Source organism: Shinella pollutisoli (assembly GCF_024609765.1).
Lineage (GTDB): Bacteria > Pseudomonadota > Alphaproteobacteria > Rhizobiales > Rhizobiaceae > Shinella > Shinella pollutisoli.
In genome coordinates, this window is the sequence record NZ_JANFDG010000019.1 from 54,013 (window position 1) to 72,767 (window position 18,755).

Sequence of the window (18,755 nt, forward strand, 5' to 3'; positions counted from 1 at the left end):
CACAGGCTCCGCTAACGGACGGCAAAAGGGGCGCCCTGCGGCACCCCTTCTCCACGACGTTCGACCGCTATGGTTAACGGAATCTATTTGGTGCCGTACATGCGGTCGCCCGCATCGCCGAGGCCCGGCACGATGTAGCCCTTCTCGTTGAGCTGCCGGTCGATCGAGGCGGTGTAGACGTGCACGTCCGGATGCGCCTCGCGGAAATGGCGGATGCCCTCGGGGGCGGCGAGCAGGCAGAGGAAGCGGATGTTCTTGGCCCCGCGCTTCTTCAGCGTGTCGATGGCGGCGATCGAGGAATTGCCGGTCGCCAGCATCGGGTCGACGACGATCACCAGCCGCTCGTCGATGCTGTCGGGCGCCTTGAAGAAATACTCGACCGCTTCCAGCGTCTCGTGGTCGCGGTAGACGCCGATATGCGAGACGCGGGCCGACGGCACCAGTTCCAGCATGCCTTCGAGCAGGCCGTTGCCGGCGCGCAGGATCGAGGCGAAGACCAGCTTCTTGCCCTCGAGGATCGGCGCGTCAATCTCCTCCAGCGGCGTCTCGATGCGGGCGGTGGTCAGCTCCAGGTCGCGCGTGACCTCGTAGCAGAGCAGCGTCGAGATCTCGCGCAGCAGGCGGCGGAAGCTGCCTGTCGAGGTCTCCTTCTTGCGCATGATCGTCAGCTTGTGCTGCACGAGCGGGTGATCGATGACTGTGACGCCGTCCATGGCCAACCTTCCGGAAACGTGTGAACGCTCCTTTTTCCACGGAACCGCAAGGCCCCGCAAGAGGCGCCCTCAAAGCCGGGCGAGAAGCTTTTCGCGCGTCGGCGCGTCGACGAAGGCCGCCTCGATCGCCGTGCGGGTCATGGCGACAAGCTCGGCCCCGGAAAAGCCCATCTCCGTCGCGGCCACTTCATATTCGCGGGCGAGCGAGGTGTGGAAGAAGGGCGGGTCGTCCGAATTGAGCGTGACGCGCACGCCGGCCTGCCAGAGCGTCCTGAGCGGATGGCTTGCGAAATCCGGGAAGACGCCGAGCGCGATATTCGAGCCCGGGCAGACCTCCAGCACCACGCCCTCGCCGGCAAGCCTGCGGACGAGGTCGGCGTCCTCGATCGCCCGCACGCCGTGGCTGATGCGGGAGGGGCGCACATGATCGAGCGCGTCGCGCACGCTGAAGGCGCCGGAAAGCTCGCCGGCATGGATGGTGATGCCGAGCCCGGCGTCGCGGGCGATATCGAAGGCGCGGGAAAAATCGGCGACGCGGTGCATCCGCTCCTCGCCGGCGAGGTTGAAGCCGGTGATCAGCGGATGCGGTTTTCGCGCGGCGTATTCGGCCGCCTTCACCACCCGTTCGGGCCCGAAATGGCGGATGCCGACGACGATGAAGCGCGTCTCGATGCCGCTCCTCGCCTTCGCCCGGGCAGCACCCTCGGCAAGGCCGCGGACATAGGCGTCCGCGCCGATACCGACGGCCTCGCCCTGGTCGGGCGAGACGATCAGCTCGCCGTAGATCGCGCCGGCCGCGGCGATCCCGCCGAGATAGGTTTCGGCGAGGAGAGCATAGTCCTCCTCGGTGCGGAAGAGATTGGCGGTGGCGTCGTAGGCCGCGACGAAGCTCGTGAAGTCGTGCCAGACATAGGCGCCGTCGCGGATGAAGGCGGACGTGTCGACGCCGTAGCGATGCGCCTGGGACAGCGCCAGCGCCGGCGGCGTCGCGCCCTCGATGTGGCAGTGGAGCTCGGCCTTCGGCAGGGATGCGGTCACAGGAAACTCCGTCCGTGCGGGCCCGGCGGGATGCCGAGATGGGCGGCGACGCTCTCGCCGATGTCGGCGAAGGTCTTCCGCGTCTCCAGCATGCGCGAGCGGATGCCCGGACCGAAGCTCATGATCGGCACGCGCTCGCGCGTGTGGTCGGTGCCGCGCCAGGTCGGGTCGCAGCCGTGGTCGGCGGTGAGGATGACGATGTCGCCGGGCTTCAGCTTGCGGTCGACCTCCGGCAGGCGCCGGTCGAAGGCCTCCAGCGCCGCCGCATAGCCGGGGACGTCGCGGCGGTGGCCGTAGAGCATGTCGAAATCGACGAAATTGGTGAAGACGAGATCGCCGTCGGCCGCCTCGTCCATCACCTTGAGCGTGGCGTCGAAGAGGGCGGCGTTGCCGCTCGCCTTGACGAGCCGGCCGATGCCCTGGTGGGCGAAGATGTCGCCGATCTTGCCGACGGCATGCACCGTGCGGCCCGCCGCCGTCAGCCGGTCGAGCAGCGTCGGCTCGGGCGGCGGCACGGAATAGTCGCGGCGGTTGCCGGTGCGCCTGAAGTCCCGGGGCGTCTCGCCGACGAAGGGACGGGCGATGACGCGGCCGATCCGCCCGCCCGGCCGTTCGTCGAGGATGGCGCGCACCGTCTCGCAGAAGGCGAACAGCCGGTCGAGGCCGAAATGGCTTTCGTGCGCGGCGACCTGGAAGACGGAGTCCGACGAGGTGTAGCAGATCGGCCTGCCGGTGCGGATGTGCTCGGCGCCGAGGCGGTCGATGATCTCGGTGCCCGAGGCGTGGCAGTTGCCGAGGATGCCGGGAACGCCCGTCGCAGCACAGATCGCCTCCACCAGCTCCGGCTCGAAGGCGTCGCCCTCGTCGGGGAAATAGCCCCAGTCGAACGTCACCGGCGTGCCGGCGATCTCCCAGTGGCCGGAGGGCGTGTCCTTGCCGCGCGACACCTCGCTTGCCGCCCCGTGCACGCCGAAGACGCGCTGCGGCACGTCCATTCCCGGCGGGAAGCGCCCCGTCGCGGCACGGGCGGCATGCAGCAGGCCGAGCGCCGACATGTTGGGCAGCCTGAGCGGCCCGGCGCGAAGCCCCGGCCGGTCGGCCGCGCCCGCCGCGCAGAATTCGGCGATATGGCCGAGCGTGTCGGCGCCGAGGTCGCCGAAGGCGGCGGCATCCGGCCCGCCGCCGATGCCGAAGGAATCGAGAACGAAGAGAAAGGCTCGGGCCATGGCTACCTCCCGCGGGTCCGCCTCCGGGGACCACCGGAGGGACGATTCGCCTGAAATGACACGGCCTTCGGCCGCCGTTCAAGCGAAATCGGCGCGGTTTCGCCCCTCAAGGGCAGTCGGAGCAATCGACCTTCTCGCCGACGCGCTGGCGGAAATAGCTCGTCTTGCCGAGCATCAGCGTGTTGAGCTTGGTGTCCTTGAGGCCCGGCATCATCAGGAGGATCGTGTGCGGCACGGAAAATTCGGTGCGCACGATGAAGGTGCTCTTGGCGTCCATGTCGGAGGGAAGCGTGACGGTCGTTCCCTTCGTATAGGGCGTGCCGGCCTTCTCGTCGCGCGACCAGGCGACCGTCGCCTTGCCGTCGGCGGCGACCGTGATGCCGGTGATCTTCAGCGAGTAGCTTGCGGCGGTGAAGGGCGCGAGGATGTTGTTCGTCACGTCCTTCATCGTGTCGAGCGTCGCCTTGTTGACCGACTGCGTCTGGGTGAGCAGGTCGGAGACGGTGCTCGAGGCGCGATTGACCTTGCGCGCCACGGTCATGGCGACCGAGACCTCGAAGGCGCCGACATAGCCCATGATGAGCAGCGGCGCGACGATCGCGAATTCCACCGCGCCCGCGCCGCGGCGGTCCTCGACGATGCGCCTGAGGCGGCGCAGCACCCCGCCGCCGGTCTCGGGTCTCGAAGGGTCGGCGCGCATCACGGATAGTCCTCGTTCTGGATCACGGCGGTGGAGACCATCAGATAGGTCTGCTTCGAGCCGTCGGCCGGGCGGATATTGGTGATGTAGGGACGCACGAGGTCCGTCACGATGTTCCAGCGGTAGTAGGCGCGCACGATGTTGATCGTCTTCTTGCCGCCGGGAGCGAACCTGAAGGAGCTCGGATCGAGATCGGCGTACTGGGCGGTGCTCACGCGCGGGATGGAGGTCGGGATGTCGGAGAACTTCGCGAAGGTGCGCACGTCGAGATAGAGCTTGCTCGGCGTGGTGATCTCATCTGCCGAGCAGGGCATCAGGATGGCGATCTCCTTGCAGAAGGCCGCCCGGAACTGCTTCTCGTCCATGTCGGTCGACTTGCCGAGATTGTAGGTGATCTCGCCGGTGCGGATCTTGCGCGCCATGACGTCGGTGGCGTTGGCGAGCAGCTGCTCGGCCGAAAAGGCGATGAAGGTCTCGACCGAGGCGAAGACGATCGCGAAGAAGGGGAGGCTCAGGATCGTGAATTCGATGGCGGCGGCGCCGTCGCGCCGCGAAAGCAGGCGTCGGAGAAGGCCCTTCACCGGCCGTTTGCGTGCCTTGTCGTCATGATCGGGCATCGTCGCGATCCGTGTCCCAGAAACTCTGCACGGAGCTTAGGAGGCAGACCCTTTATATTTCGTTTGCGAAGGAGCCCGCATTTGAGCGGTTTCCCGGATTCGCACGGGTATCAGCCGCCGGAGGCGCTGCGCGTGGCGTGTTCCTCGCAGTTCGGCGTGCAGGAGAGCACCGAACGGTCGGTCTGGCGGAAGACGCGGACGGTGTTGCCCTCGTCGATCGACACGAGGATGCGCTCGTCGACGATGGCGTTGCCGTCGGCATCGAGCAGCACGAGATTGGTCGTGCCGAAGCTGCGGCCCGTCAGCACGATGGTCTGGGCGTCGGCGACCGTCGCGTCGGCGACCTCGGCGTTGCCGATGATCACCTTGCTCACCGGCCGGTCGAGGCGCAGCACGCGGGCGTGGTCCATGTAGACGCGCATCATGGGCTCGTCTGCGGCCGCGACCCCGGCCGCGGCAATCGCCACGGCTGCAACCGCCACGCGCTTCGCGACGCCGATTGCGGAGATCCTGTCGTGTCCCATTAGCATTCACCCCGAGGATAGGAATAACCGAAGCATCGCCGCGAATGGTGAACGAAGCCTTAAGCGCGCGACGGAAACTGAGGGGGTGCGGCGGCCGGCCGCGGTCCGGAATCGGCCGCGACCGGCGGATCGGCCACATTATTCCTATGCGCGTGCGCGTAAGCCTTCGTTTACCATACATCCTGTCGGCGGTTATTGAGGGTTCGTTAACCGACTTCCTTAAACCGATGGCAATGGCCTGCCTGTAGGTTGCAGCCATCCGAACAACGGAAACAGTTGGCGGACGTGCTGAACCAACATCGTGGAGCTAGGAGAATACCATGACCAAGATTTTCGCTCGCCTCTTGAAGGATGAATCGGGCGCGACCGCCATCGAATACGGCCTGATCGCTGCCCTGATCTCCGTTGCCCTGATCACCGGCGCCACCGCGCTCGGCGGTGCCCTGGACAACCAGTTCGACGAACTCTCCAAGACGCTGAACTACAAGAAGGCGCCGTAACCGGCGCTTTCGACACCGACGACCAGGAGGAACCGCCTTTGCCAAGAGGCGGTTTTTCGCTTTGCGGACGCCCCGCATTTGCCATTCCTTAAGGCCGGCGCGGCTAGGGTGCGAACGAACGCAGGATCTTTCCGATGACAGACGCCGTCATTTTCGTGGTCTTTCCGCTCTGCCTCGCGATCGCGGCCTTTTCCGACCTGTTCACGATGACCATCCCCAACCGGGTCTCGGCCATCCTGCTCGCCGCCTTCGTCATCGTCGCGCCGCTCGCCGGCCTCGGGCTCGCCGAAATCGCGATGCATCTTGCCGCCGGCCTCCTCGTCTTTTCCGTGTGCTTCGCCTTCTTCGCCCTCAACGTGATGGGCGGCGGCGATGCCAAGCTGCTGACGGCGAGCGCCGTCTGGTTCGGCATGACCTTCTCGCTCGTCGAGTACCTGGTCTACGTCTCGGTGTTCGGCGGCGTGCTGACGCTCGCGATCCTGGCGCTCCGCGCCCATACCGACGCGATCATGGCCTCGGGCCTGCGGCTTCCCGACCACCTGCTCTCGGCCAAGAAGGTGCCCTACGGCGTGGCGATCGGCCTTGCCGCCTTCGCCGCCTATCCTTCCTCGCCGCTGATGCTGGCAGCCCTTTCGGGCTGATCGCCTCGACCTTTCCTCCGTACGTCATGGCCGGGGCCGCGAGGCGCCCGGCCTTTTCGCGCGGCCGCGGGCCCGGATCAACCGACGGTTAACCATGAACGTAAGGCGGGTGTTAACCATAATTATACCTTTGCCGGGCAATCTGCGCCGATAGAAGAGTCCGCAGCCCAGGGAAGCGACATGAAACCGGCGCGAATCATCATTCTGGCAGTGGCCGTCGTCTCGGCCGGCGTCGCGGGCGTGCTCGCCCTGCAGATCGCCCGCGGCGGCGCGTCCTCGCAAGAGCCGCAGACGGTCGTCGAGCACGAGCCGACGATCAACGTGCTGGTGGCCAAGGAGAGCCTGCCGGTCGGCTCCAGGCTCAACCCCGAGACGCTCGCCTGGGCGGCCTGGCCGGAGGGCTCGCTGGTCGAGGGCTTCATCACCGACCGCAACCGCCCCGACGCGATGGAGAGCCTGAGCGGCGCGATCGTGCGCATGCCGATCTTCAACGGCGAGCCGGTGCGGCCGGAGAAGATCGCCGATTCGTCGAACCGCATCATGTCCTCGCTGCTGCCGTCCGGCAAACGGGCGGTGGCGACGGAGATCTCGGTGGCGACCGGCGCCGGCGGCTTCATCCTGCCCAACGACCGGGTCGACGTGATCATGGTGCGCAAGAGCAGCGAAGGCTCGCTGCTGACGGAGACGGTGCTGTCCAACGTCAGGGTGCTGGCGATCGACCAGCAGATCCAGGAGAACGACGACGGCTCGAAGTCGGTGGTCGGCACGACCGCCACGCTGGAGCTCACCCCCGACCAGACCAAGGTGATCGCGGTCGCGCAGGAGATGGCCGAGCGGCTGTCGCTGGCGCTGCGCAGCATCGCCGACGCACAGGAGCCGGACACGACGGCGGCCGACTACCTGCTCAGCGGCGGCTCGGGCATGCCGGTCATACAGGTGATCAAGACGGGCGAAATCGTGACGGGCGGCAGTGCCGCCTCCCAGAGGTAACAGGAGCTGAACGTGCTTGGAATCGCGAAGACCTTTCGAGCTTCTGTCGCCGGCGGAACCGCGTTCTGCCTGGCGCTGTCCGGCCTGCCCGCCGCCGTCGTGACCGGACAGCCCGCCGGCGTGGCCGAAGCCGCCTCCTCCTCGATCATCCGCATCAGCGACAGCGGCCCCGGCGCGCGCAAGTCGATCAAGCTCGGCCTCAACAAGGCGCTGGTCATCGACCTGCCGACCGACGCGCACGACATCCTCGTCGCCGATCCGGTGAAGGCCGACGCCGTCACCCGCACCTCGCGCCGCATCTACCTGTTCGGCAAGGAGGTCGGCCAGACCAACATCTTCATCTTCGGGCCGGGCGGCGAGGAGATCGTCTCGATCGACCTCGACGTCGAGCGCGACATCGGCGGGCTGGAGGCGCACCTGCGCCGCTTCATCCCCGATTCCGACATCGAGGTCGAGATCATCTCCGACAACATCGTGCTGAACGGCACGGTGCGCACGCCGCAGGACGCGGCGAAGGCCAAGCAGCTCGCCGAGATCTTCCTGACCGGCGGCGAGGCGACGACCCGCACGATCACCGCCCAGGGCAACAACGGCGACGCCGCGATCTTCGGCGAGGACCGCCAGCGCTCGCAGATCGTCAACATGCTGAAGATCGAGGGCGAGGACCAGGTGACGCTGAAGATCACCGTCGCCGAGGTCAGCCGGCAGGTGCTGAAGCAGCTCGGCTTCAACGGCTCGGTCCAGGGATCGAGCGGCGGCATCTCCTTCCGCAACCCGACCAATCTCGGCGGGGCGGCGGACTGGGCCTCCAACGGCTCGCTCGCCGGCACGGTCGGCAGCATCGCGCTCGCCAGCTACATGAGCGCCATGGAGCAGGCCGGCGTGATGCGCACGCTCGCCGAGCCGAGCCTGACGGCGATCTCCGGCGAGGAGGCGCGCTTCTACGTCGGCGGCGAGTTCCGCCTGCCCACCTCGCAGACGATCGCCGCCAACGACGACGGCGGGCGCACGGTGACGCGCGAGGTCTCGGAGGTGGAATACGGCATCCGCCTCAATTTCCGCCCGGTCGTGCTGTCGCCGGGCCGCATCAGCCTGCGCGTCGAGACGGAGGTGTCCGAGCCGACCTTCGAGGGCTCGGCCGCCTATGCCGGCAACAACGACATCCCCGGCCTGACGGCGCTCGGCATCCGCCGCCGCGAGGCGACGACCAGCGTGGAGCTGCCTTCCGGCGGCTCGATCGTCATCGCCGGCCTCGTCAAGGACGACATCCGCCAGGCGGTCTCCGGCCTGCCGGGCCTCTCCAAGGTGCCGGTCTTCGGCACGCTGTTCCGCTCCAAGGACTTCGTGCGCAACGAGACGGAGATGGTCATCATCGCGACCCCCTACCTCGTGCAGCCGGTGGCGCGCACGGCGCTGGCGAGGCCCGACGACAACTTCAACCCGACGAACGACGCGGCGAGCTTCTTCCTCGGCAAGGTCAACAAGATCTACGGCCGCCGGCAGGACGCGTTGCCGGCCGGCAACTACCACGGCTCCATCGGCTTCATCTACAAGTGACGGGCTCAAGGACATGAACACGACCGATCGCCAGACCCGTCTTTCCGCAAGGGACCGCACCATGCAGAGGCTCCTCGTCGCCGCCCTCCTCGTCTCCGCGGCGGCGCTCGCCGGCTGCGGCGCCAACCCGGACCGCAATGCGACGCATTCGATCCCGGACGACTACCGCACGCGCCATCCGATCGTGCTGACGGAGGCCGAGCACACGATGGACATCCCGGTCGCCACCGGCGACCGCTCGCTGCCGCGCGCCGTGCGCGACAACATCCGCGGCTTCGCCGCCGAGCACGCGTCGAAATCGCGCGGCGCGATCCAGATCATGCTGCCGCGCGGCTCGGCCAATGCGGGCAGCGCCGACCGCGCGCGCAAGGAGATCCGCGCCACGCTGACGGCGGCCGGCGTTCCGCGCGACCGCATCATCGAGACCAGCTACGACGCGGGCGGCTACGGCGACATCGCGCCCATCCGGCTCGCCTTCTTCGCCATCGCCGCGAAGACGGGCCCTTGCGGCGAATGGCCGGAAGACCTCGTCGAGAACACGATGGAGAACCGCAACTACCACAATTTCGGCTGCGCGACGCAATCCAACCTCGCCGCGCAGATCGCCAATCCGATGGACCTCGTGCAGCCGCGCGGCATGTCGCCGATCGACGCGGAGCGGCGCGGCGTCGTCATCGAGACCTACCGCGACGAAGGCCAGCCGCTGCTGTGACGATCACGGCGCGGGACGAAACCCTCCGGTCCGCCGGACTTCAAGCAACGGGCATGAGCGATGAGCACGATAGACTACACGATTGAGCCGGCCGTCGAGGAGCACGGCGAGGAGACGGCAAGGCCCGCCGACCTCGAGGCCGTCCGCCCGCTGCCGCGCATCTCCGTCCACGCCTTCTGCGAGAGCGAGGCCATGCTGCGCACGATGGAGCGCTGCGGCCAGGACCGCCGCATGTCGAAGGTGAGCCTCAGGATCTCCAGCGCCAGCATCGCGGCGGCGGCGAACATGTTCGCCTCCGCGCCGACCCCGAACCTGCTGATCCTCGAGACCTCGACCGAGCCGCGCGGCATCATGGACGAGCTCGCGCCGCTCGCCGAGGTCTGCGACCCCTCGACCAAGGTCATCATCGTCGGCCGCTACAACGACATCCCGCTCTACCGCGAGCTGCTGCGCAACGGCATTTCCGAATACATGGTCGGCCCCGTCGCCATGCCCGACATCCTTGCGGCCATGGCGGCGATCTTCGTCGACCCGGAGGCCGAGCCGCTCGGCAAGACCGTCGCCTTCATCGGCGCCAAGGGCGGCTGCGGCTCCTCGACGATCGCCCACAACTGCGCCTTCGACGTCTCCAACCTGTTCCAGACCGAGGTGATCCTCGCCGACCTCGACCTGCCCTACGGCACCGCCAACATCGACTTCGACCAGGACCCGCCGCAGGGCATCTCCGAGGCCGTCTACGCGCCGGAGCGCCTCGACGAGGTCTTCCTCGACCGCCTGCTGACCAAGTGCTCCGAGCATCTGTCACTGCTCGCCGCCCCCTCGATGCTCGACCGCGCCTACGACCTCGACCGCGGCTCCTTCCAGCCGATCCTCGAGCTCGTCCAGCGCACCGCGCCCGTCACCGTACTCGACGTGCCGCATGTCTGGTCGGAGTGGACGCGGGTGCTGCTGTCCGAGGTCGACGAGGTGGTGATCACCGCCGTGCCGGACCTCGCCAACCTGCGCAACGCGAAGAACATGTTCGACGCGCTGAAGAAGCTGAGGCCCAACGACAAGGCGCCGCACCTCGTGCTGAACCAGGTCGGCGTTCCGAAACGGCCGGAGATCGCGCCCGACGACTTCTGCGACCCGCTGGAGACGCAGCCGGTCGCCGTCATCCCCTTCGACGCCCAGCTCTTCGGCACGGCGGCCAACAGCGGGCGGATGATCGCGGAGCTCGACCGCAAGTCGCCGACGGCGGAGACCTTCTCGCAGCTCGCCCATCTCGTGACGGGCCGCGCGACGGTCAAGAAGCCCCGGAAGGCCGGCCTCGGCAATCTGCTGGGGCTTCTCGGGCGCAAGTGAAACCGATCAAGACGGACTGGATGAGATAGGATGTTCGGCAAGCGCGGCAACGACGGTTTCGGCAAGAGCGGCGGCCAGGTCGGCCAGGCGGCCCACCAGCCTGCGCCCGCGGCCCCTTCGGGCACGGTCATGGAGCGGCCGCCGGTCGTGGCGCCGCCGCCCATCCAGCCCGTGTTCGAGCCGGCCCCCGCGCCGGCGGCGACGCCGGCGGCCGCCGTACGCCGCCGCCCGGCGCGCACCGAGGACTATTACGACACGAAGAGCCAGGTCTTCTCCGCGCTCATCGACACGATCGACCTGTCGCAGCTCGCCAAGCTCGATACCGAGAGCGCGCGCGAGGAAATCCGCGACATCGTCAACGACATCATCACGATCAAGAACTTCGCGATGTCGATCTCCGAGCAGGAGGAGCTGCTCGACGACATCTGCAACGACGTGCTCGGCTACGGCCCGCTGGAGCCGCTGCTCGCGCGCGACGACATCGCCGACATCATGGTCAACGGCGCCGGCAAGACCTATATCGAAGTGGGCGGCAAGGTGCAGGAATCGGAGATCCGCTTCCGCGACAACGCCCAGCTCCTCTCGATCTGCCAGCGCATCGTCAGCCAGGTCGGCCGCCGCGTCGACGAATCGAGCCCGATCTGCGACGCGCGGCTGCCCGACGGCTCGCGCGTCAACGTCATCGCCCCGCCGCTCGCCATCGACGGCACCGCGCTCACCATCCGCAAGTTCAAGAAGGACAAGCTGACGCTCGACCAGCTCGTCAAGTTCGGCTCGATCACGCCGGAAGGGGCGACACTCCTGCAGATCATCGGCCGCGTGCGCTGCAACGTCGTCATCTCCGGCGGCACGGGCTCGGGCAAGACGACGCTGCTCAACTGCCTCACCCGCTACATCGACACCGACGAGCGCGTCATCACCTGCGAGGACTCCGCCGAGCTCCAGCTCCAGCAGCCGCATGTCGTGCGCCTAGAGACCCGCCCGCCGAACATCGAGGGCGAGGGCGAGATCACCATGCGCGACCTCATCAAGAACTGCCTGCGCATGCGGCCCGAGCGCATCATCGTCGGCGAAGTGCGCGGACCGGAGGTCTTCGACCTGCTGCAGGCGATGAACACCGGCCACGACGGCTCGATGGGCACGATCCACGCCAACACGCCGCGCGAATGCCTCTCGCGCATGGAATCGATGATCGCCATGGGCGGCTACACGCTGCCGGCCAAGACCGTGCGCGAGATCATCGCCGGCTCGATCGACGTCATCATCCAGGCCTCGCGGCTTCGCGACGGCTCGCGCCGCATCACCCACATCACCGAGGTGGTCGGCATGGAGGGCGACGTCATCGTCACCCAGGACCTGATGCGTTTCGAGATCGAGGGGGAGGACGCCAACGGCCGCATCCTCGGCCGGCACAAGGGCACGGGCATCGGCAAGCCGCACTTCTGGGACCGCGCCCGCTATTTCAACGAAGACAAGCGCCTGGCGGCGACGCTCGACGCGATGGACAAGCCGTAAGGGGCGGACGGGCGAGCGATGTTCGGACTGGATATCACCATCGTTGCGATCATCGCGCTGGCGGCGCTGTCCACCGCCGGCCTCGCCTACGGCCTGCTGTTCTCCCGCATCGAGGCGCAGAAGAAGGCCGAAAGCCGGGTGCGCCGCGTCAAGACGGCGGAGACGGACCAGTCCAAGGCCAAGGCCGCGCGCGACCGCATGCAGGAGATGTCGAAGCGCCGCAAGTCGGTGCAGGATTCGCTGAAGGAGCTGGAGAAGAAGCAGCAGGAGCAGACGAAGCGGGTGGCCGCCACCCTCAAGGCCCGGCTTTCCCAGGCGGGCCTGTCGATCGGCACCACGCAGTTCTACCTGCTCAGCGCCGCCTTCGGCCTCTTCTCGCTCGTGCTCGCCTTCCTTGCCGGCGTGCCGCCGCTCGTCTGCCTCGGCATCGCCTTCATCGCGGCCGTCGGCGTGCCGCGCTGGTTCGTCGGCCATCTCGTCAAGCGCCGGCTGAACAAGTTCCTGGAGGAGTTCCCGAACTCGCTCGACATCATGGTGCGCTCGATCAAGTCGGGCCTGCCGCTCACCGACGCGCTGCGCCTGATCGCGGCGGAAGGGCAGGAGCCGGTGCGCAGCGAGTTCCGCCGCATCGTCGAATCGCAGCAGCTCGGCCTCGGCGTGCCCGAGGCCTGCGCGCGCATGTTCACCAGCATCCCGCTGCAGGAGGTCAACTTCTTCGCCATCGTCATCGCCATCCAGAGCCAGGCCGGCGGCAACCTCTCCGAGGCGCTCGGCAACCTGTCGCGCGTGCTGCGCGAGCGGCGCAAGATGAAGGCGAAGATCAAGGCGCTGTCGATGGAGGCGAAGGCCTCGGCCGCCATCATCGGCGCGCTGCCCTTCATCGTCGCCTTCCTCGTCTACCTCACCTCGCCGGAATACATCATGATCCTGTTCCAGGATCCGCGCGGCCACCTGATCCTCGGCATCTCGGCGGTCTGGATGTCGATCGGCATCTTCGTCATGCGCAACATGATCAACTTCGAGATCTAGGAGCCGACCGTGTCCGGACTTGCCGCCACCCTCACCGACCCGGCCGTCCTCCTGCCGGCCTTCGTGATGATCGCCGTGCTGGCGACCTTCTACACGCTCGCGGCTTCCTATTTCGAGCGCGGCGACCTCAACAAGCGCATGAAGGCGGTGGCGCTGGAGCGCGAGCAGATCCGCGCCCGCGAGCGCGCCCGCCTCAATGCCGAGGCCGCGCAGAGCAAGGCGAGCCTGCGCGCGCAGAACAACACCTCGGTGCGCCAGATCGTCGAGCGGCTGAACCTGCGCGAGGCGCTCGTCGACGCCAACACGATGAACCGGCTCAAGCAGGCGGGCTACCGTTCGCAGAACGCGCTCAACATCTTCCTCTTCGCCCGCTTCGTGCTGCCCTTCGTCTTCCTGGCGATCGGCGCCTTCTACATCTTCTATCTCGGCTATCTCGGCGACAAGCCGCTGCCGATACGCATCCTCGCCGTGATCGGCACGGCCTATCTCGGCTTCTACGCGCCCAACATCTTCATCACCAACAAGATCTCGAAGCGCCAGGCCTCGATCCGCAAGGCCTGGCCGGACGCGCTGGACCTGATGCTGATCTGCGTCGAATCGGGGATCTCCATCGAGGTCGCCTTCCGCCGCGTCGCCGACGAGATCGCCATGGCCTCGGCGGAGCTCGCCGAGGAGCTGGTGCTGACCACCGCCGAGCTCTCCTTCCTGCAGGAACGCCGCGTCGCCTACGAGAACCTCGGCAACCGCATCGGCCTCGAGACGGTGAAGTCGGTGACGCAGGCGCTGATCCAGGCGGAGCGCTACGGCACGCCGCTCGCCCAGGCGCTGCGCGTGCTGGCGCAGGAATGTCGCGACCAGCGGATGAACGAGGCGGAGAAGAAGGCGGCGGCCCTGCCGCCGAAGCTCACCGTGCCGATGATCCTGTTCTTCCTGCCCGTCCTCGTCGCCGTCATCCTCGGCCCCGCCGGCATCCAGGTCGCCGACCGGTTCTGATCCCATACCATTTCCCGCAAAAAGAACGCCCCGGTCTTGCGGCCGGGGCGAAGCGTCTCCGGGAGGAGGAAGGGATCAGTTCGTGTTCCTGCCGTCGTCGTCGGCGAGCTTCTTCCAGGCGTTCTGCTGGGCGAGCATGGAGCGCAGATAGGCGACGTTCGCCTCCGCCTGCCCGGCGGCCAGCTCCTGGCGGGCGATCGTCTCCGCCTCCTGGAAGCGGCCCTGCAGGCCGACGGTGAGCGCGAGGTTCTGGCGCACGCTGCTGTCGGCGCCGGGCTGGGCGACGGCGGAGCGCAGGTAGGTCTCGGCCGTCTTCAGGTCGCGCGCCAGCAGGTAGGACATGCCGAGGTTGGAGAGCACCGAGGGCTCGTTCGGCTTGAGGTCGAGCGCCTCGCGGTAGCGCTGGCGGGCCTCGCCGGCGCGGCCGAGCTGGTCGAGGATCGCGCCCTCGGCCGATTTCAGCCGCCAGTCGGGCCGGTCGGGCGTCTGGGCCCTGAGGATCGTGTTCAGCGCCTGCTCGAGCTGGCCGGCGGCGGCCTGCGCCTTGCCGTAGGCGGCGAGCACCTCGCGGTCCTGCGGATGGAAGATCGCCACCTGCTGCATCACCGCGAGCGCCTGCTCGTTGCGGCCGTTCATGCGCAGGATGTTGGCGTAGTTCATGCCGACGTTGCGGTCCTTCGGGTTCTTCTCGTAGGCGCGGCCGACTGTCTCGGCGGCTCCGCGCAGCTCCGTCGCGTTCATCTGGTCCACCGGCCGCGCGAGCTTCGGCACTGAGCCGGTGGTGATGTTGCTGGGCTTGCCCGCGCAGCCGGCCATCGCCGCGGCGATGGCGAGAAGCGCTGCACCTTTCAGAAGCCTTGCAGAAGCGGCCATGATCAACGTCCCCGAGCGTATCCGGCTGACGCGGCGCCGAAGGAATCACGCCGCAATCCTCGCTCCAGCAATAGTCTGTTAACCCTAACGGATCGTTAATTCCCCGATTCCCGGCCGCGCCCAGAGGTTCCTCATGGCTCCCTTCCAGTTCATCGACCGCCCCTCGCCCTTCAATGCGAAGAAGGGGAAGACGCTGCCGATCTTCGCGGTGACGCCCGCCCATATCGAGACCGGCACGATCGACCCGATCGCGCTCGACTGGGCGAGGAAGGCGGGCTTCAAGGCGGAGTCCGGCGCGCTCCTGATGATCCCCACCGGGGACGGCCATCTCGGCGGCGCGCTGTTCGGGCTCGGCAGGAATCCGTCCGACGCGCCCTTCCTCACCGGCAAGCTGGCGCGCACGCTGCCGGCCGGCGACTGGCACATCGAGACCGCGCCGCTGACGGCCAACCGCCTCGCGCTCGGCTACGGCCTCGGCAGCTACCGCTTCGAGCGCTACAAGGCCGCGTCCGCCGAGGCGCCGACGCTGCTGATCCCCGCCGACGCGGACGCCGCCGACATCCGCCGCCAGCTCGCCGGCGTCTTCCTCGCCCGCGACCTCATCAACACGCCGACCAACGACATGGGCCCGGATGCGCTGGAGGAGGCCGTGCGCGCGCTCGGCGAGCACTACAAGGCGAAGGTCTCGGTGATCGCCGGCGACGACCTCCTGAAGGAGAATTTCCCGCTGATCCACACCGTCGGCCGCGCCTCGGCCGAGGCGCCGCGCCTGATCGAGCTCACCTGGGGCAGGAAGGGCCACAGGCGCGTGACGCTCGTCGGCAAGGGCGTGTGCTTCGACACCGGCGGCCTCGACATCAAGCCCGCCGCCTCCATGCTGCTGATGAAGAAGGACATGGGCGGGGCGGCGAACGTGCTGGGGCTTGCGCTGATGATCATGGACGCCAAGCTCAAGGTGGAGCTGCGCGTGCTCCTGCCGGTGGTGGAGAACGCGATCTCGGCCAACGCCTTCCGCCCCGGCGACATCTACCGGAGCCGCAAGGGGCTCACCGTGCAGATCGACAACACCGACGCCGAGGGCCGGCTGATCCTCGCCGACGCGCTCGCCCTTGCGGACGAGGAGGAGAGCGACCTCCTCGTCGACATGGCGACGCTGACGGGGGCGGCGCGCGTGGCGCTCGGGCCGGACCTGCCGCCCTTCTTCACCGACGACGAGGACCTCGCCCACGACCTTTCCGAGGCGAGCCTCACCGTCGACGACCCGATCTGGCGCATGCCGCTGCACATGGGCTACGACAAGGACGTCTCGGCCCGCATCGCCGACCTCACCAACGCGCCGGCGGGCGGCATGGCGGGGGCGATCACCGCCGCCCTCTTCCTCAAGCGCTTCGTCACCAGGAACCGCCACTGGGTGCATTTCGACATCTACGGCTGGGCGCAGGCGGAGCGGCCGCATTCGCCGGTCGGCGGCGAGGCGCAGGCGATCCGCGCGCTCTACCATCACCTGCGCAAGATTGCGGGCTGAGCCGCTTTCCCTGGAGGAACCGATCCGGTAGCGTAACGAAATCGTTCCCGGAGGTCCCGTTGCCCATCGACATGACCCCATCGCAGGCGCTCGGCCTCTGGCACGCGGTGACGCTGGAGCTGGTCCGGCAGGACCGGCGCGACCTGACGCTGCGCCAGCTTTCCATCCTGCTCGAGATCTACCTCGTGCCGCCGCCGCATACCGTGCGCGGGCTTGCCGCCACGCTCGGCGTCACCAAGCCGGTGATCACCCGCGCGCTCGACACGATGGGCGAGCAGGGGCTCGTCAGCCGCGTGCGCGACGAGCGCGACCGGCGCAACGTCGTCATCCGGCGCACCGTCGAAGGCGCGCTGTTCCTCGAACGGCTGAGCGACCTCGTCATCGCCAGCGGCCGCAGCCTCGCACCCTGGAAGACCCCATGACCGCCCTTCTTCCCGACCGCCGCCTCAACGCCTACCGGCCCGACCTCGCGGAGGCGCGCCTTGCCGGCGTCGTTACCGCCGCGCGCTATACGGAGGGGGATCCCGCGCGCCTCGCCGTGCCCGTCGCGCCGCTCCGGCCCCGGCCGGATGCGGCGGCCGGCATCGACACGGAGCTCCTGTTCGGCGAGACGGTGCGCGTGCTCGACCGCGCGGACGGCTGGGCCTGGGCGAAGGCGGATGCCGACGGCTATGTCGGCTACCTGCCGGAGACGGCGCTCGGCCCGGCCGCCGCCGCCACCCACGTCGTCACCGCGCCCCGCACCTTCGCCTACGCGGGCGCGGACCTGCGGACGCCCGCCGCCTTCCCGCTGTCCATGGGCAGCCGGCTCAGCATCGTCGGGAAGAGAGAGACGCGCGGCACGCGCTACCTGACGCTCGACGGCGGCCAGTCCGTCGTCGCCGCCCATTGCCGGCCGCTCGACGCGCCGGCGGATGCGGACTATGTCGCCGTCGCCGCACGCTTCCTCGAGACGCCCTATCTCTGGGGCGGACGCTCCGGCTTCGGCATCGACTGCTCCGGCCTCGTGCAGCTTGCCATGGCGATGGCGGGAAGGCCCGCGCCGCGCGATTCCGACATGCAGGCGGACGGGCTCGGCGAGCCGGTCGGCCGCGAGGACCTGCGGCGCGGCGACCTCGTCTTCTGGAAGGGCCATGTGGCGATCATGGAGGACGAGGCGACGATCCTGCACGCCAACGGCCACACGATGAGCGTCGCCCGCGAGGGGCTGGAGGAGGCCATCCGCCGCATCGGCTGGCTCTACCAGCAGCCGACCGGCTATCGCAGGCCATGAGCAACTCCGGAAAGGAACAGGCTCAGTAGCCGGCCGTCCTGTCCACCAGGAATTCCAGCAGCTCGCCGCGCTCGACGCGGGCGATCTGCCGCTCGACATGGCGCACCAGCGCCTTCACGTCGGAGGCGGCCGCCGCGTGCGGGGTGATGAAGGCCCTGTCCATGTCCCAGAGCGGGCTTTCGAGCGGCAGCGGCTCCTGCTCGAACACGTCGAGCGAGACGGCGTGGAGCGTGCCGTCGTTGAGGCTCGCGACGATGTCCGCCTCGACCTGGCTGCCGCCGCGCCCGGCATTGATGAAGACCGGCGCGCCGAACGGGCCCTTGCGGGAGAGCCGGGTGAAGAGGCCGGTATTGTAGATGCCGGTGGTCTCCGGCGTCAGCGGCAGCAGGCCGACGAGGAAGTCGGTCTTCGCCAGGAAGGCGTCGAGCCCGTCCGCGTCGAAGGTCTCGACACCCTCGACCTCCTTGCGGCTGCGCGACCAGCCGACCACCCGGAAGCCGAGCGTCTTCAGCTTGGCCGCGGCGTCCTGGCCGAGCACGCCGAGGCCCATGATGCCGACGGTGATCTCCTTCGCCTCGGGCTGCGCCAGCTCGCGCCAGACGCGCTTTTCCCGCTGCGCCGCATAGGCCCGGTGCTGGCGCAGGTGCAGGAGGCACTGCAGCGCCACCCACTCGCTCATGCGCGTCGTCAGCGTCCCGTCGACGAAGCGCACCAGCGGCACGTCCGGCAGGCCCGGCAGCTTCAGCACGTGGTCGACGCCGGCCCCGCCGGAGAACACGACCTTGAGATCGGGCGCGCGCGCGAAGAGGTCGGCGCCCGGCTTCCAGACCACGGCATAGTCGATGCCGGAAAGGTCGCGGCCGCGGTTCGCGGGATGCAGGAGGTTGATCACCTCGCGGTCGGCGAAGGCGCCCTTCAGCGCCGCCGCCACCTCCTCGGGGTCGAACTTGAGATCGATGATGACCGGGCTTTTCGTCGGCACGTC

Annotated in this window: 20 protein-coding genes; 12 read left to right on the top strand and 8 right to left on the bottom strand. The window is 68.3% G+C overall.

The genetic code is table 11. The features are described 5' to 3' along the window. Positions 1 to 83: 83 nt before the first annotated feature. From upp to NNZ72_RS16145, 6 genes are all read right to left on the bottom strand, one after another. Positions 84 to 713 (bottom strand): uracil phosphoribosyltransferase, encoded by a 630-nt coding sequence (gene upp / locus NNZ72_RS16120; protein WP_257316410.1) that lies wholly within the window; start codon positions 711 to 713, stop codon positions 84 to 86. A 69-nt stretch (positions 714 to 782) separates the two neighbouring features. Beyond that, the gene (locus NNZ72_RS16125) at positions 783 to 1,751 is read right to left on the bottom strand and encodes an adenosine deaminase (RefSeq protein ID WP_257316411.1); all 969 of its coding nucleotides are present in this window, start codon (positions 1,749 to 1,751) and stop codon (positions 783 to 785) included. Next, a complete protein-coding gene (locus NNZ72_RS16130; RefSeq protein ID WP_257316412.1) occupies positions 1,748 to 2,977 on the bottom strand; it encodes a phosphopentomutase in 1,230 nt (409 codons plus the stop codon). Before NNZ72_RS16130 ends, NNZ72_RS16125 begins: the two co-directional genes overlap by 4 nt. Before the next feature lie 106 nt (positions 2,978 to 3,083). Then, on the bottom strand, positions 3,084 to 3,677 hold the full coding sequence (locus NNZ72_RS16135; RefSeq protein WP_257316414.1) for a TadE/TadG family type IV pilus assembly protein: 594 nt from the start codon (positions 3,675 to 3,677) through the stop codon (positions 3,084 to 3,086). Next, positions 3,677 to 4,303 (bottom strand): TadE/TadG family type IV pilus assembly protein, encoded by a 627-nt coding sequence (locus NNZ72_RS16140; RefSeq protein ID WP_371747773.1) that lies wholly within the window; start codon positions 4,301 to 4,303, stop codon positions 3,677 to 3,679. Before NNZ72_RS16140 ends, NNZ72_RS16135 begins: the two co-directional genes overlap by 1 nt. Before the next feature lie 101 nt (positions 4,304 to 4,404). After that, positions 4,405 to 4,818, bottom strand: coding sequence for a pilus assembly protein N-terminal domain-containing protein (locus NNZ72_RS16145; RefSeq protein ID WP_257316416.1), 414 nt, complete (start codon positions 4,816 to 4,818; stop codon positions 4,405 to 4,407). A 320-nt stretch (positions 4,819 to 5,138) separates the two neighbouring features. Between NNZ72_RS16145 and NNZ72_RS16150 the strand changes: the two genes are divergently transcribed. The 9 genes from NNZ72_RS16150 (at position 5,139) to NNZ72_RS16190 (ending at position 14,099) form a co-directional block, all read left to right on the top strand. After that, on the top strand, positions 5,139 to 5,318 hold the full coding sequence (locus tag NNZ72_RS16150; RefSeq protein ID WP_257316417.1) for a Flp family type IVb pilin: 180 nt from the start codon (positions 5,139 to 5,141) through the stop codon (positions 5,316 to 5,318). 134 nt (positions 5,319 to 5,452) lie between these two features. Then, positions 5,453 to 5,959: an A24 family peptidase gene (locus NNZ72_RS16155; RefSeq protein ID WP_257316418.1), complete on the top strand. Its 507-nt coding sequence runs from the start codon at positions 5,453 to 5,455 to the stop codon at positions 5,957 to 5,959. Between the two features lie 180 nt (positions 5,960 to 6,139). Further along, a complete protein-coding gene (cpaB, locus tag NNZ72_RS16160) occupies positions 6,140 to 6,949 on the top strand; it encodes a Flp pilus assembly protein CpaB (protein WP_257316419.1) in 810 nt (269 codons plus the stop codon). 12 nt (positions 6,950 to 6,961) lie between these two features. Next, entirely contained in the window at positions 6,962 to 8,506 is a 1,545-nt protein-coding gene (locus NNZ72_RS16165) for a type II and III secretion system protein family protein (RefSeq protein WP_257316420.1), read from the top strand. A 13-nt stretch (positions 8,507 to 8,519) separates the two neighbouring features. After that, entirely contained in the window at positions 8,520 to 9,218 is a 699-nt protein-coding gene (locus NNZ72_RS16170; protein ID WP_371747769.1) for a CpaD family pilus assembly protein, read from the top strand. A gap of 60 nt (positions 9,219 to 9,278) precedes the next feature. Further along, positions 9,279 to 10,562: a CpaE/TadZ family protein gene (locus NNZ72_RS16175; RefSeq protein ID WP_257316421.1), complete on the top strand. Its 1,284-nt coding sequence runs from the start codon at positions 9,279 to 9,281 to the stop codon at positions 10,560 to 10,562. A 30-nt stretch (positions 10,563 to 10,592) separates the two neighbouring features. After that, positions 10,593 to 12,077 (top strand): TadA family conjugal transfer-associated ATPase, encoded by a 1,485-nt coding sequence (locus tag NNZ72_RS16180; RefSeq protein WP_257316422.1) that lies wholly within the window; start codon positions 10,593 to 10,595, stop codon positions 12,075 to 12,077. Between the two features lie 18 nt (positions 12,078 to 12,095). Next, the gene (locus NNZ72_RS16185) at positions 12,096 to 13,106 is read left to right on the top strand and encodes a type II secretion system F family protein (protein ID WP_257316423.1); all 1,011 of its coding nucleotides are present in this window, start codon (positions 12,096 to 12,098) and stop codon (positions 13,104 to 13,106) included. Between the two features lie 66 nt (positions 13,107 to 13,172). Continuing rightward, complete coding sequence (locus NNZ72_RS16190; protein ID WP_306766337.1) at positions 13,173 to 14,099, top strand: type II secretion system F family protein; 927 nt, start codon at positions 13,173 to 13,175, stop codon at positions 14,097 to 14,099. 75 nt (positions 14,100 to 14,174) lie between these two features. Here NNZ72_RS16190 and NNZ72_RS16195 read toward each other — a convergent pair whose 3' ends face one another. Then, complete coding sequence (locus NNZ72_RS16195) at positions 14,175 to 14,972, bottom strand: tetratricopeptide repeat protein (RefSeq protein WP_257316425.1); 798 nt, start codon at positions 14,970 to 14,972, stop codon at positions 14,175 to 14,177. Positions 14,973 to 15,105: 133 nt separating this feature from the next. Here NNZ72_RS16195 and NNZ72_RS16200 point away from each other — a divergent pair, with 133 nt between their 5' ends. The 3 genes from NNZ72_RS16200 to NNZ72_RS16210 are packed head-to-tail and all read left to right on the top strand — an operon-like array spanning position 15,106 to position 17,770. Beyond that, a complete protein-coding gene (locus tag NNZ72_RS16200) occupies positions 15,106 to 16,497 on the top strand; it encodes a leucyl aminopeptidase family protein (protein WP_257316426.1) in 1,392 nt (463 codons plus the stop codon). A gap of 59 nt (positions 16,498 to 16,556) precedes the next feature. Continuing rightward, complete coding sequence (locus tag NNZ72_RS16205; RefSeq protein WP_257316427.1) at positions 16,557 to 16,919, top strand: MarR family transcriptional regulator; 363 nt, start codon at positions 16,557 to 16,559, stop codon at positions 16,917 to 16,919. Then, positions 16,916 to 17,770, top strand: coding sequence for a C40 family peptidase (locus NNZ72_RS16210; RefSeq protein WP_257316428.1), 855 nt, complete (start codon positions 16,916 to 16,918; stop codon positions 17,768 to 17,770). The genes NNZ72_RS16205 and NNZ72_RS16210 overlap by 4 nt, the downstream gene beginning before the upstream one ends. A 22-nt stretch (positions 17,771 to 17,792) precedes the next feature. On the opposite strand, the gene NNZ72_RS16215 is transcribed toward NNZ72_RS16210, so the two are convergent. Further along, the gene (locus tag NNZ72_RS16215) at positions 17,793 to 18,752 is read right to left on the bottom strand and encodes a 2-hydroxyacid dehydrogenase (protein ID WP_257316429.1); all 960 of its coding nucleotides are present in this window, start codon (positions 18,750 to 18,752) and stop codon (positions 17,793 to 17,795) included. Positions 18,753 to 18,755 lie beyond the last annotated feature (3 nt).

Excerpts from the sequence above, each read along its gene's own strand:
- upp (WP_257316410.1), bottom strand. The coding sequence starts at position 713 with ATGGACGGCGTCACAGTCATCGATCACCCGCTCGTGCAGCACAAGCTG.
- NNZ72_RS16130 (WP_257316412.1), bottom strand. The coding sequence starts at position 2,977 with ATGGCCCGAGCCTTTCTCTTCGTTCTCGATTCCTTCGGCATCGGCGGC.
- NNZ72_RS16135 (WP_257316414.1), bottom strand. The coding sequence starts at position 3,677 with ATGCGCGCCGACCCTTCGAGACCCGAGACCGGCGGCGGGGTGCTGCGC.
- NNZ72_RS16145 (WP_257316416.1), bottom strand. The coding sequence starts at position 4,818 with ATGGGACACGACAGGATCTCCGCAATCGGCGTCGCGAAGCGCGTGGCG.
- NNZ72_RS16150 (WP_257316417.1), top strand. The coding sequence starts at position 5,139 with ATGACCAAGATTTTCGCTCGCCTCTTGAAGGATGAATCGGGCGCGACC.
- NNZ72_RS16155 (WP_257316418.1), top strand. The coding sequence starts at position 5,453 with ATGACAGACGCCGTCATTTTCGTGGTCTTTCCGCTCTGCCTCGCGATC.
- cpaB (WP_257316419.1), top strand. The coding sequence starts at position 6,140 with ATGAAACCGGCGCGAATCATCATTCTGGCAGTGGCCGTCGTCTCGGCC.
- NNZ72_RS16170 (WP_371747769.1), top strand. The coding sequence starts at position 8,520 with ATGAACACGACCGATCGCCAGACCCGTCTTTCCGCAAGGGACCGCACC.
- NNZ72_RS16175 (WP_257316421.1), top strand. The coding sequence starts at position 9,279 with ATGAGCACGATAGACTACACGATTGAGCCGGCCGTCGAGGAGCACGGC.
- NNZ72_RS16180 (WP_257316422.1), top strand. The coding sequence starts at position 10,593 with ATGTTCGGCAAGCGCGGCAACGACGGTTTCGGCAAGAGCGGCGGCCAG.
- NNZ72_RS16185 (WP_257316423.1), top strand. The coding sequence starts at position 12,096 with ATGTTCGGACTGGATATCACCATCGTTGCGATCATCGCGCTGGCGGCG.
- NNZ72_RS16190 (WP_306766337.1), top strand. The coding sequence starts at position 13,173 with ATGATCGCCGTGCTGGCGACCTTCTACACGCTCGCGGCTTCCTATTTC.
- NNZ72_RS16195 (WP_257316425.1), bottom strand. The coding sequence starts at position 14,972 with ATGGCCGCTTCTGCAAGGCTTCTGAAAGGTGCAGCGCTTCTCGCCATC.
- NNZ72_RS16200 (WP_257316426.1), top strand. The coding sequence starts at position 15,106 with ATGGCTCCCTTCCAGTTCATCGACCGCCCCTCGCCCTTCAATGCGAAG.
- NNZ72_RS16210 (WP_257316428.1), top strand. The coding sequence starts at position 16,916 with ATGACCGCCCTTCTTCCCGACCGCCGCCTCAACGCCTACCGGCCCGAC.